The organism is Gordonia sp. NPDC127522, assembly GCF_042672305.1.
In the GTDB taxonomy this organism is placed as follows: Bacteria; Actinomycetota; Actinomycetes; order Mycobacteriales; family Mycobacteriaceae; genus Gordonia; species Gordonia hongkongensis.
On sequence record NZ_JBHXVK010000002.1, the window covers coordinates 66,666 to 79,498 of the forward strand.

Genomic DNA, 12,833 nt, shown 5'->3' on the forward strand with positions numbered 1-12,833 from the left:
CAGTTCCGGTCGAAGTCTTCGCTCGTGCAAGGTCATTCCTCGTACGACCACACCGCAGCCCAGTCCACGAGAACCCGGCCGCGGTTGTTCCCGTCGCCTCGGGTCTCGGTCTGCAGTTGCCAGCGCATCGGTGTCGTCGGGACCCACTGCGTGCTGTCCAGGACCACGGTGTCGTCGAGCAGGTACCGCACACGCCCCGGCGACCATTCGATGGTGTAGGTGTGCCAGTCGGTGAAGCGCGCCCCGATGTCCCGGGACGGGATCTTGCACCCGTCGCAGGAACCTTCGCCGGCGAAATGCTGCCATCCACCAACGGTTCTCGACAGCCAGCCCTCCGGAAAGTCGAGTTCGCCGTCCCGCGGCCACTGTTCCGATTGCGGCCACAGGAGCCATGCGACGTAGTACTCGTCGAGGTCTGGTGTGTCGACCCGCATCCGAACCGAGTAGCGCCCGTAGGTCTGGTACTGGCTGCCGGTGTCGAGTGTCGGTGATGCACTCGCCCCCGCCGGAACCCCGTCGACGTTGTGCAGATCGAAGACGAGGTACCCGTTGTCCACACTCAGTACCTCGTCCGCTCGATACGGCCGACGGTCGAAGGTGTCCGGGAAACACCGCGGATAGGTCAACCACTGCTGGCCTTCCGCGCCGGTGTACACGACGTCGTACGGGGAGCACTCGTTGGCCCAACTCCCCACCGGCGCATCACGATCGAAGTCGTCGAAGAACACCTGCTTCCAGCCGGGGAGGTCTCCGCGAGGAAACCCCCGCGCCGGTGTCATCCCACATCCGACTATCGGGGCGAGGAGAACCACCGTCAGCACTTGCAGGAATGTCCGGAACCAACCACCTCGCGCACGCGTCATATCCGGCCCACCATGTAGAGCAGGGCGGAAGCGCAGGCGATCGCCGTGGTCGTGATCGCCACGACGGTGAGGAGATGTGACACGCGATCGGTGCACACTACTCCCCGTGGAGGGACCCGATGCTCGCGCCGAACGCTGGCGGCTACGAAAAAGGCTGCGGCCGTGACGAACAGCAGAACGGTCGCGATCACGGCGCGGCCTCCAGATCGATGTCGGGCGCCCCCAGGCGCTTCAGCACGTGGACCTCTCCGTCGTCGTAGGCGGAGACGAAACCGTCCCGTTGCACCATCAGCGCGAGTTGTCGGGCGACCTCGTCCGGGCTGATCCCGTACCGGTACTGCAAGAGTTTCTCGTCCTCCTCGGATACCAGCAGATAGTCGATGTCCTCAGCCGCAGTGCATTCCGCCAGTTCGCGCTGTTCGGCGATGCACGAGGCCCCGATGTCGTAGGCCCGCGGCAGTCCGATCGTCGAGCCGTGCCCCCAGTAGGCGATCGCGGACGACGGCGCCTGGGTCACCAGCTCGTCGGAAACCCGCACGGTGGCCGGCCGCGAATACTCGAACGAGGTGTTGAGCGCACGATTGGAGACCCCCAACACCGCGACCACGAGAGTGACTGCGACCGCGCCGATCGCGAACACGGTGGCGGGCATGCGCGCGGAACCGCGGATTCGACGCGCCGCACCGACCACGGCGAGCGCGGCCAGTGCGGCCAGCGCGGGTGACGCATACAGGAAGCACCGTACGAGCACCTCGCCGCCGTAGCTCTGCACCACGACGAGTGCGAACGGGACCAGAGAGAGGATGGCGAGGGGTGATCGGAATCGGCTCTTGCCGAGACGGAACCAGCTGATCGTGGCCACCAGGAGGAGCAGGGCGGTGCCACCGATCCTGAGGTACTGCATCCGACCGTAGACCGGATCCCCGGTGATTCTGTCAGACAGCCCGGAGCTGACACTCGCGGTGACGTCGCCGATCTCGGTCAGGATCTGATCGAGGTGCCCGAGCCAATACCCGCTCGCACCGAAGGTGAACCAGGCACTGAACAGGAGCAGTCCGGCCAGCCAGAGCAGTTTGTGTCGTGTGGACCCGACGAGGGCGAGCCCCGCCAGGGCGGCAATGGTCACCATCGGGGTCAACTGGTGACTGACCACCATCGCGGCGATGAGGACGATCACAACTCCCTCGACCGCGTATGAGAATCCAGGTCCACGACCACGTGGTCGTCCTGGCACGCGTCGCCATGCGCGCCAGAAGCCGACGGGCGGGAGGGGTGAGACCCTCAGCTGCCAGATCAGCACAGCCACGATCGTCACGTACAACTGCATCGCGAGCGCCTGGGGCGCAAAGTAATCCTGCTGGTACCAGTTGAAGAGAATGTAGATGGTGACGGTCCCCCATCCGACGCGCGCGCTTCCGGACACGCTGTGTCCGAGTGCGTACAGGGGAAACATCAGCAGAGTTCCGAAGATCAGCGACGCGCTGGTGAGGAAGACCGTGCTGTCGTCGAGCCCACCCGTCCTCATCACATGCGCCGCGCCCGCGAAGAAGCCGCTCCAGCTGATCCGGCCGTCGACCGCGGGCGGCAGCGCGCCGAGCTCGGAGTACCAATCGGTCAGGAACCGGTGCACGTAGGCGGTCGGGAAAGGCGGTGTGCCACTAGACCATGCGACCGGCATGCTCATGTAGACGATGAGCATCACGTTGGTCGCAGCAAGACCCGTCCGGTGCAGACGGCGTCGGCGATACTCTCGGAACAGGGCCACGCAGAGCGCAGCCAATCCGACGAAGTAGGAGACCCCGAGGATCGGCACGAGCCCGTACACGCCCGCCTGCTCGGGATGCAATCGGGCGACCGCGATCAGAAACAGGACGAGGGATCCGCCCAGCAGCGCCGCGGTGACCCGATCGAACGTCCGGACCGACGTGATCACCGCCGACGCCGCCGCTCCGGCGCCCGCGCGCAGGTCGGACGACGGACGCGGACATCGCGCTCTGATGAGTACACCGGTTGCGACGGCAGCGATGACGAGGATGACCCCCTGCGCGAGCAGCGGATGCCAGAAGCCGGCGAGGAGCGAGGCCAGCGCGATGATGGCGGTGATGCTCAACGACAAGGCGATGGCGACGCTCGGCAGAAGTCCGTTGCGCGGCCACACGAACAGCCCCGCGATCGGTAGCCCAGGGAGAACCAGGGTCACACTCACCACCGCCACGGCGCGGAGCCCTTCGGGAAGGAGCTGAGCCACCCCGGACGCCGTCAGAACGCCCATCAGCGCCGAGACCGCGATCGCCATCATCGACAGGAGCGCGACGACGGCCGGTGCACGGTCGGGGATCGCGTGCGCGGTCGGCGGGGTCGGTACCGCCCGCGCGACCGCGCCCTCGAGTCGGTGAACCACGGCTATCCGTCCGTGGCCCGGCCCGAGCCGATCGCGGGGCGGTAGAAGGATGTCACCGCGGAAGCAACCCGGTCGAGATCCGCTTCGCTCATGTACGAGTGGAGCGGAAGGGTCAGAACCCGGTCGGCAGCGGCTTGGGTCACGGACAGATCGCCGCGTCGGCTGTTCCGGTAGTAGCTGAATTCATGCGCCCCCTGAAAGTGGATCCCGGTGGCGACCCCGGCGGACTTCAAGTGTTCGACCAACCGGGCGCGTTCGGCGCGACCCCCGGTCCTGATCACATAGATGTACGGTGCGACGTCAGACCAGTCCGTGTCGAACAGCTCGAGCTCGGGGATGTCGGCGAACGCCGAATCGTAGTGGCGGCAATAGCGTTGGCGATTGGCGATGAACTCGTCGACCCTGGCCAGTTGGGACAGACCGATCGCGGCGGGCACCGAGCCCAGATGGCACCGGTAGCCCTGCCGCACGACGTCGAAGTCCCAGTTGCGCTGGTTCCGGTATCGCGCGTCGGTGTCGGAGTCGATACCGAGATGGCGAAGCTCCCGAAGCACCTGCAGGTCAGCCGGATCGGAGGTGACGATCGCCCCGCCCTCGAGCGTCGTGATCATCTTGACCGGTCCGAAGCTGAAACATGTGATGTCACCGTGTGATCCGACGCGGCGTCCAGCCCGGATGCTACCGAAGGCGTGGGCGGCGTCCTCGATCACCCGCAGCCCGTGCTCGCGCGCAATGGCCATGAGCTCGTCGAGATCACACGGGAAGCCGAGGTAGTCGACCACCAGAATCGCCTTGGTGCGAGGCGTGATCAGCTCGCGCACACGCTGCGGGTCGATGTTGAGGTACCGGGGTTCGACGTCACAGAAGACCACCTCGGCTCCGGTCCGTGTCAGCGCCTGATGACCTGCCACGTAGGTGAACGACGGACAGATCACTTCGTCGGACGGGCCGAGTCCGATCAGCCGGGCCGCCAGATGGAGGGCTTCGGTACACGAATTCGTCGACACAACAGTTCTTTCGGACGCACCGAGGTAGGTTCCGACTTCTTCCTCGAACTGTTTGCTGAGTGCACCCATGCCCAGCCATCCGGCCGCGAGGGCATCGACCGCAGCCTGCTGGACATCCTCGCCCAGGTAGGGGCGGTAGACGGGCACCGTCGAGGTGGCTCGTTCCATCGACATCGTCATGACCAGCACCTCCACGGCGCCTCGCCGCGATCCCAGAGATCATTGAGGAAGACCTTGTCCCAGATGGTGTCCATCCCGCGCCAGAATCCGTCGTGCTGGTATGCCGACAGCTGCCCCTCAGCGGACAGGGTCTCCAGCGGCTCCTTCTCCAGCAGGGTGGCGTCGCCCGCGATGTAGTCGAGGATCTTCGGCGACGAGACGAAGAAACCGCCGTTGATCCAGCCGCTGCTGCCTTCCGGCTTCTCGACGAATCTGGTCTGCGACGACGAGACGTCGAGCGTGCCGAACCGCCCGGGCGGTTGCACGGCCGTCACCGTCGCGATGCTGCCCGACATCTCGTGATGTGCCAACACCTTTCGGATGTCGACGTCGGCGACTCCGTCGCCGTAGGTGAACGAGAAGGTCTCGTTGCCGATGTGTTCGCGAGCGCGCAGGAGGCGGCCGCCGGTCATCGTGTCCAGACCGGTGTCGAGGAGGGTGACGCGCCACGGCACGCCGTTCGACGAATGGTTCTCGATCGCGCCGGTGCCCAGATCCACGGTGACATCGCTGGCGTGCAGGAAGTAGTTGGCGAAGAACTCTTTGATCATGTAGCCCTTGTAGCCCAGCAGCACAACGAAATCCGTGACGCCGGCGGCCGCGTAGATCTGCATGATGTGCCAGATGATCGGGCGTCCGCCGATCTCGACCATGGGTTTCGGCCGGTCGACGGACTCCTCACTGATCCGGGTGCCTCTGCCTCCGGCGAGGATCACCGCTTTCATGACCGATCACCCGTCCATCGCAGATCGGCGTCGAGCGCGTCGGCGTCGAGGAGCTCGCGCAGGACTCGCAGCCGGACGAAGTCGTTTCCGTTGAACCGGTCCGCGCTCAGGCCCGCGTCGACGTAGGCGGCGTGGATCTCCGCGATGCCGGTGGCCAGGGTCCACTGCGGCGCATAGCCCGGTAGCGACGTCTCGATCTTGGTGAAGTCGACGACGTAGTTCCGGATGTCGGCGACGACGTCGTCGGCGAAGGCCACCTCGCACTCGGGCACGATGTCGGCGACCATCTTCGCGACATCCCGGATCTGATGGTTGTCGCTGTTGCGACCGACGTTGAACACCTCGTTGTGCACGGTGGCCGGTGGCGCCTGCAGGACCGTGACGATCGCGTGCGAGATGTCGCGGACATGGACGAGCGGTCGCCAGGCGGCGCCATTGCTCATCAACAGCACCTTTCCGGACGTGACCGCATGCCCGACGAGGTTGTTCACCACGACATCCGTGCGAAGGCGACGAGAGATCCCGTACGCGGTGGCGTTCCGGAGAAAGGTAGGGCAGAAGGTGTCGTCGGCCAGCTCGGTGATCGCCTGTTCGGCGCGGACTTTGGATTCGCCGTACGGAGTGACGGCCTCCATCTCGGCATCCTCGCTGAGCGCACCCTCCGCGCCTGCCCCGTAGAGGCTGCACGACGACGAGAAGACGAAGCGGGTTACACCGGCCGCCTTCGCGGCTCGGGCGATGCCCACGCTGGCCTCGAGATTGATGTCGTAGGTGAGCTCCGGGTTCAGCTCGCTGACCGGATCATTGGACAGTGCCGCCAGGTGGACGACGGCGTCGAAGCCCGCCAGATGACGCTGCTCGACGTCACGGATGTCCATGTCGAGCGTGGGTACGCGCAGCGGTTCCGTGCGGAAATCGCGGTCCCGGTAGTAGTCGGTGTCGAGCCCGACGACGTCGTGTCCGGCGTCGACGAGCATGGGGACCAACTCGGCTCCGATGTAACCGAGATGTCCGGTGACGAGAACCTTCATCCCCGTCCTCCTGTTCGTTGGCTGTCGAGGTGCCGAGTGGGCGCCTCGCTGAATACCGGGTCGATCCCGGCGTAGATGTGTCTGATCTGTTCCGTCATGCGGATTTCGCTGAATTCATCCGCTACGGCGAACGCTCTGTGCGCGAGCCGATTCCACGACGTCCGATCGGTCAGCACGTCGTTGATCCGGTCGGCACGGTCGTCCGCCTGCGGGTCGATGGCGACCCCGCACGACCTCTCGTTCACGATGTGTGCGATCTCGCCGCACGGGGTTGTCGCCACCGGCGTGCCGCTGGCCAGCGCCTCCAGCGCCGACAGCGGTAGTCCCTCCCACCGCGATGTGAGCAGGAACATCCGGGACCGGGCAACCTGTGCGCGTGTATGCGCGTGGGTGTCCCCGACGCTGATCTGGACCACGTCCTCGAGACCCAGTTCTTGGCGTCTTCGGAGAAAGTCGTCCTGCAGCGGTCCCCTACCGGGAGAGATCCACAGGCAACGAAGACTTTCCCGCCGCTCCGAAAGCTCCTTCACCAGTTCGAGGAACAGCAGCGGGTCCTTCTGCTCGTCGAACCGCGCGACGTTCACGAGGTCGTATGACCTGTCCTCATAGGCGGCCACGCCGGCGCCCAGCTTCCGTACCCCGTTGTGCACGACCGAGACCCGCTCAGAAGACACGTGTGGGAAGTTCGCGAGCAGTGACGCCCGGACGGCGCCCGACACCGCGACGATCCGCTGCGTGCGATACGACAGGCCGCGATGGTCGGTGAGCACGTTGTGTACGTGTTCGACCGTGCGGGAACCACGCCCGAGCGCAGCGGCGATCAGTCCGAGAAATCGTTGCTGACAATGGATCACGTCGGCGGATCGCAGTGCGCGGAGTGCTGCGGAGTCGGTGAGACGAAGCCGTCGGATGCCGGCATCGGCGAGCCGATGGTCCCATTCACCGGCCGCCAGCGACAGCACGTCGACCTGATGTCCCTCGCCCGCGAAGTGGGTCGCGACCTGCAGGATGAAATGACTCACCCCGCCGGGACTCATCCGATCCGTCATCACCACGATCCGACCACGCCGCTCACCGGCGTCGTCGACCTTGACGGAGGTCACGGCTCAGCCGGCCGGGTGACCCGAGGAGACCTGGGCGGCGCCTCGATGATTGTCATCAGGACGTATCGTCGCCGGCCGCCTGCCACCTCGCGCCTGCCACACGGTGCGCAGCACCCGTCGGCCGTCGGAGATCGCGTTGAGATTGGAATTACCTGTGCGACGGGGCATTTCCAGGCTCGGAACCTCAGCGATCCGCAGGCCGGCCTGCACCGCGCGGACAGTCATCTCGGCCTCGATCTCGAAGCCGGTCGCCTGCAGATCCAGAAGATCCAGGTATCGCCGATGGAAAGCGCAGAAGCCGTAACACAGATCGGTCAGCTCGGTTCGGTACAAGCTGTTGAAGAACGCGAGCAACCCGTAGTTGCCCAACCGCCGGAACCGGGTGATGTCGAGTGACCCGCCCCCGCCCATGAACCTCGAGCCCTTGACGAAGTCGTAACCGTTCTCGAGAAAATGCAAGAAATGCGTGATCTCCTGCGGAGCCATACTGCCATCGGCGTCCATCATGACGATCATGTCGGACGTCGCGGCGGCGAAACCGGTACGCAACGCACTGCCCTTGCCGGGTCCGCTCTGTTGCACGACCTTGATGTCGGGGCGGTAACTCCGCGCGGTGATAAGTGTTGCGTCGGTGGAGTTTCCGTCGATGAGGATGATCTCGTCGATCCGCTTGGGGATCTGTTCCAGCACCCACCCGATGTTCCGTGCTTCGTTGCGAACCGGAATGATGAGGCTCACCGTGGATGTCGTGGGGCCACGATCTCGGTGAGTGCCGAATTGCGTGTTGCTGAGTCGATGCTGGGCATCTGGTTGCGCCGCAACAGTTGCGGTCCCGTTGTTCTGGCCGGTCATTTCGATCACTGTGTCCATTCCCGCGCACGGTCCAACCACACGTGTGTGTACGAGACTTCCCCCCGGAAGCATCGACTGAACGAGTCGAGCGAGTGCGCGTTCTGAAGTAGAGAGACAGGGCCGTCCTCCCCGACGACCCGATTCGGACACTAGCAGAGGATTGGCGAGATGGGGAGGCGTACAGCGCGCCTGTGAAGCTTCGCAGAGTGAACGGATTCTGAATTCGGAACGCGCCGCAGCGCAACCGAACTCGTGCCTGGCCTACGTACCTGACGGTACGGACAGGCATCCTCCAGCCGCGGAGCACACGTCCCGGGTTAATGGCTGATACACGCGGTAACGCAATGCCTCCCGGGCGCGAAAACGGAATGAAACCACAGCACAGCGGCCGGCTTCCACACGCGGTCGGCGGAGTCAGTGAGTCGCCGTTACACACGCTGCGTCGTCGACCCGCGACTCACAGCTGGGTTCGAAGCGTCGTCCGACGACCGCGGTCCGCGGCCCCGAGCCGGGGACTCACGCCTACGCCGCGTGGTCAAGAGTCGTTCGGTTTCGATCCCAGAATCGAGAGTGTGATTCGCGGCACTGTTCGAGATCCACCCGGCGGGCTCCAACGAATGGAAAGTGACCCCCGAGGTCGTCAGACACGAGCAGGAGAGGCTGCCGGCGCGCGATGAACTCACCCACACCTCCGTCCCCGTCACGGTCGGCGCCGATCCCCGCGCCCCGAGACGAGAAGCCGGGGCGACCCCCGGAACCGCGGGTCGAGCAGCTCATCGCGGAAGCGACCGCGCTCTTTCAGGACGCCGGCTACCGGAATGTGAGCGTCGAGGAGATCGGCGCCGCCGTCGGACTGACCGGGCCGGCGGTGTACCGATATTTTCCGTCCAAGCAGGACATTCTGGCGAAAGCGCTGGCGACGCAGGTGGAGGGGGTACGCGCACTCCTGACCCAAGCCGAGGAGCGCAGCGAATCGCCGACCGAACAGCTCGGCGTGTTCTTCGACCTGCTTGCGACCAGGGCGGCGCACGGCGATGTCTCGACACTGTGGACCCGCGAGCGACGGCATCTCGACCGATCCGATCTCGACGACATGGACGCGCACCACCGCACCCTGATCGACGCATTGGCGTCGAAGTTCGACACCACCGAGGCCGGCATCGACCCCCAGACCGCGAAACTCCTCGCGACCGCGGCGGTCAGCGTGTTCTCGAGCACCGCCGCGATGCGGGGTTCGCTCACCCCACGGCGGCTCACGCAGATCCAGCGGGCGGTCGTGGACTCGATCCTGAGCTGTTCGCTTCCCCGCGGGGCACAGTCCCGTACGCGGTTCGCCGATGGATCCAGCCGGCAGCCCGCTGCGCGGCGTGATCGGATACTCGCCGCCGCGACCCGGATGTTCTTCGCGCGCGGATTTCCCAACGTCCGCATCCACGACATCGCCGCCGAAGCGGATGTGTCGCCGGCGACGGTCTACCAGGAGTACGCGGGAAAGACCGACATCTTGATGACCATCATGCGTCGAGGTCTCGAGAATCTGCACTGGATATCCGTCGACGCACTGGCGGAGTCCTCGGCGGTCGAAGCGCTGGACGTCCTTGTGGGTGTGTTCCTCGAGTACTCGCTCGGCCCGAACGGTCGATTGTTGGCCATCGCCATCCAGGACATCGTGTATCTGCCGGAAGCAGACCAGGTCTCACTTCGCCGGACGGCGTCGGATTACACCGCCGAGTGGACTGCCGCCATCCTGGCCCGTTCACCGACCCTGACGCACGCCGACGCCAACGCGCTCACGCAAGCACTCGCCGGATTCGTCTACCAGGTCATCTCGTCGCCGGAGCTCCGCTCGCGGCCGGGCATCGAAGGCGAGTTCCGTGCGCTGGCATCCGCCATCCTGAGCCCGGTCGAACTCTGTGGCGGTCCCGGTACCCAGGGCCTGAGTCCGCGCCGGCTCGCCGATATTCCGCGAAGCGAAGTGGTCCGTGCATCGCGGCCCTACTCGAAGTAGCGGCGCGGCACGTCGACGAGCATGGTCGCGATGTCGGCCTCACTCACACCGCGTTCCCGCAGGGCCGGCAACACCTCTTCACTGATGTGCCGGTAGTTCCACTTCGGGAGTGCTTGCTTCTTGGCCTCGTGGTCGAACCAGTCGATGAAGCAGGCGGCGTCGTGCGCGAGCGCCATGCGGTCGGCATAGCCGCGCTTGCACAGTTCGGCGACGGTGTTCACCCGTTCGTCGAATGGCAGGAGGAGGTCGAGCCCGAAACGATCCATGCCGAGGATGGAACCGGCGTCGGCGAGCTTCATCAGGTAGTCGAGGTCGACGCTGTCACCGGAGTGGCCGATGACCACCTTCGTCAGGTCGGCCCCTTCCTCGGCGAAGATCTTCTGGGCGACCAGTCCCGACTGGCTGTGCGGATCGGTGTGGACCGTGATCGGCGCACCGGTCTGGGCGCTCGTCTGTCCCACCGCGCGCATCACGCGCTCGACACCCGGTGTCAATCCCTGTGATTCGATGGCGCACTTCAGGAAGGCGGCTCGCACACCGGTGTCCGCGATCCCCTCGGTGAGGTCCTTCGTGAACAGGGTGACCAACGGTTCCGGGACGTCGAACAGCATTCCCGGTCCGGCATAGTGGAACTGGAACGGGATGTCGTTGTAGGTGTAGAGGCCGGTCGCCACGACGATGTTGAGGTCGATCTGTTCGGCGATCCGTTGGATACGCGGGATGTACCGGCCGAGACCGAGAACCGTCGGGTCGAGGATCGTGTCGATCCCGAGCTCCTTCAGTTCGGTCAGGTCGCGGACCGCTTCGGCGACCTTGTCATCCTCGTCCCAGTCATCCTGGTAGTTCTGCCGGAACTCCTCGCCGAGGACGAACACGTGCTCGTGCACCAGCACGTTTCCGAGGTCTTCGGAATCGATCGGGCCGGTCGCGGTGTGGACGGTGGCCATGGAACCTCCTCACCGAGAGGCCGCATTGCCTCCCACTCCGCCGAACCCTAGTCGACGCCCTGATGTGGCAGGCGGCTTTCGCCGTTCGTTGTCGCCGGCGACCGCCACGGTCCTCACCGGCCGGGTCTCAGGCAGCACGTGGCGCGGTGAGTTTCTCCATGGCCCAGTACGACGTGCCGGCGACGACCGCTCCGGCGAGCCACGACAGATCGATCCCACCGAGGGCGACGGCGACGGGGCCCTGCAGCACGGGCAGCATCCCGTACATGAACATCCACGTGGCCGTCACACCGAGAGCCAGCGCGACCAGTGCGGTCGGCCGCACCATCGGCAGGACACTGTCGGCCGGTGCGGCGAACAGGCGCTCGGCGTCGATCTGCTGCCGGGCGATCAGGAACCAGTGCACGAGAACCACGCTGCCCCATGGGCTCAACCATCCGACGATCGAGATCAGCCAGAAGTCGATCGTGGTCGCGAAGTCGCTGTTGAGCACGAAGTAGACGACGATCGCCATCGCCACGACACCGATGATCAGATTGAGCACACGTCGGTCGACGCGGATGTCGAGTGCCTGCGTCGACACCGTGCACGTGTAGATGTTGAGGATGTTGGTCGCGAGTGGTCCGTGGATCACCAGCAACAGAACCGGCAGTGCGAGAACGCCATACGCGTCGACGATGATCTCGCCCGGATCGGCGGAGTCACTCAATGTCGCCAGGGACGCGCCCAGCACACCGAGCCAGACGACCGGGATGAACTGTCCGAGTGCGCTCGCGAGAAACAGCTTGCGCGACGGGACGTCCCGGGACACGAAGCGCGAGTAGTCGCCGGCGTAACCGATCCACGTCAGGCCCCAGCCGATGCCGATCGCGGTCATCACCGCGGTGATCGCGCCGATGTGGGCCGACCCGGTCAGCTCCGGCGCGGTCGTCTGCCCCCAGTTCACGTCCAGGCCGACCCACGCGACGACGGTCATGACGAGCAGGATCGCGACCGTCGGGGGCACCGTCCACCGCTCGAAGGCGGAGATCACCCGATAGCCGAACCACGCGATCGTCACCTGCATAGCCATGATGACCGCCGCCACGACGATCCGTGCGCCGTTGTTGTCGAGCTCCGGGTCGACGAGCCCCAACTCGCCGAGCAGCGCCATCACCAGATCGAGGACGATCCAGGTGTTGACCGCGCACCAGCCCATGCAGACCAGGGCCTGCACGGCGGCGGGGACGTAGGCACCCCGACGCCCGAAGACGGCCCGCGAGAGCACCATTCCGGTGACCCCGGTGCGTTGGCCGATGACGACGAAGATGCCGAAGATCGTCATGCCGATGGCGTTGCCGACGACGAGGACCGCCACCGTCTCCCACAGGCCGAGGCCCATGGTGACGCCGAGCGCGCCCAGGACCCAGTTGATGGGTGCGATGTTCGCACCGGCCCAGATCCAGAACTGTCCGCGCACATCGTGGGTCTTGGCGGATTCGGGGATGAGTTCGAGTTCGGCCTCGGCCTGCGGGATCGAATGGTTCGGTCCGGGTGCCGACGGGGACGCGGCGTCGAGTGCGGTCATGGAGTCCGTCCAGAGATCTCGGCCCCGAGGTTCGGGCGCGGTCGGGCAGGGCGCGCGACGATGCGCAGTGTGTCCATCGTGGTCCGTCGCATCCGGACACGACAGCTACA

General features: G+C 65.5%; 10 protein-coding genes. 1 reads left to right on the plus strand and 9 read right to left on the minus strand.

What is annotated here, in order from left to right:
* Positions 1–32: 32 nt before the first annotated feature.
* From ACFVHY_RS04610 to ACFVHY_RS04640, 7 genes are all read right to left on the minus strand, one after another.
* A complete protein-coding gene (locus tag ACFVHY_RS04610) occupies positions 33–863 on the minus strand; it encodes a family 16 glycosylhydrolase (protein ID WP_390268984.1) in 831 nt (276 codons plus the stop codon).
* Positions 864–1,050: 187 nt separating this feature from the next.
* On the minus strand, positions 1,051–3,264 hold the full coding sequence (locus ACFVHY_RS04615; RefSeq protein ID WP_390268986.1) for a hypothetical protein: 2,214 nt from the start codon (positions 3,262–3,264) through the stop codon (positions 1,051–1,053).
* Positions 3,265–3,266: 2 nt separating this feature from the next.
* On the minus strand, positions 3,267–4,451 hold the full coding sequence (locus ACFVHY_RS04620) for a DegT/DnrJ/EryC1/StrS family aminotransferase (protein WP_390268989.1): 1,185 nt from the start codon (positions 4,449–4,451) through the stop codon (positions 3,267–3,269).
* Positions 4,448–5,215 carry a glucose-1-phosphate cytidylyltransferase gene (rfbF, locus tag ACFVHY_RS04625; protein WP_390268992.1) on the minus strand — a complete coding sequence of 256 codons (768 nt, stop codon included), beginning with the start codon at positions 5,213–5,215 and terminating at the stop codon, positions 4,448–4,450. The genes ACFVHY_RS04620 and rfbF overlap by 4 nt, the downstream gene beginning before the upstream one ends.
* Positions 5,212–6,246 (minus strand): NAD-dependent epimerase/dehydratase family protein, encoded by a 1,035-nt coding sequence (locus tag ACFVHY_RS04630; protein ID WP_390268995.1) that lies wholly within the window; start codon positions 6,244–6,246, stop codon positions 5,212–5,214. Before ACFVHY_RS04630 ends, rfbF begins: the two co-directional genes overlap by 4 nt.
* A complete protein-coding gene (locus ACFVHY_RS04635; protein ID WP_390268998.1) occupies positions 6,243–7,349 on the minus strand; it encodes a glycosyltransferase family 4 protein in 1,107 nt (368 codons plus the stop codon). Before ACFVHY_RS04635 ends, ACFVHY_RS04630 begins: the two co-directional genes overlap by 4 nt.
* Positions 7,350–7,352: 3 nt before the next feature.
* Positions 7,353–8,201 carry a glycosyltransferase family 2 protein gene (locus ACFVHY_RS04640; protein WP_390269000.1) on the minus strand — a complete coding sequence of 283 codons (849 nt, stop codon included), beginning with the start codon at positions 8,199–8,201 and terminating at the stop codon, positions 7,353–7,355.
* 673 nt (positions 8,202–8,874) lie between these two features.
* Between ACFVHY_RS04640 and ACFVHY_RS04645 the strand changes: the two genes are divergently transcribed.
* Entirely contained in the window at positions 8,875–10,209 is a 1,335-nt protein-coding gene (locus tag ACFVHY_RS04645; RefSeq protein WP_390269003.1) for a TetR/AcrR family transcriptional regulator, read from the plus strand.
* Here ACFVHY_RS04645 and ACFVHY_RS04650 read toward each other — a convergent pair.
* Positions 10,197–11,156, minus strand: coding sequence for a phosphotriesterase (locus tag ACFVHY_RS04650; RefSeq protein ID WP_390269006.1), 960 nt, complete (start codon positions 11,154–11,156; stop codon positions 10,197–10,199). The two genes, ACFVHY_RS04645 and ACFVHY_RS04650, sit on opposite strands and share 13 nt — an antisense overlap.
* A gap of 127 nt (positions 11,157–11,283) precedes the next feature.
* Complete coding sequence (locus ACFVHY_RS04655; protein ID WP_390269009.1) at positions 11,284–12,723, minus strand: cytosine permease; 1,440 nt, start codon at positions 12,721–12,723, stop codon at positions 11,284–11,286.
* Positions 12,724–12,833: the final 110 nt, after the last annotated feature.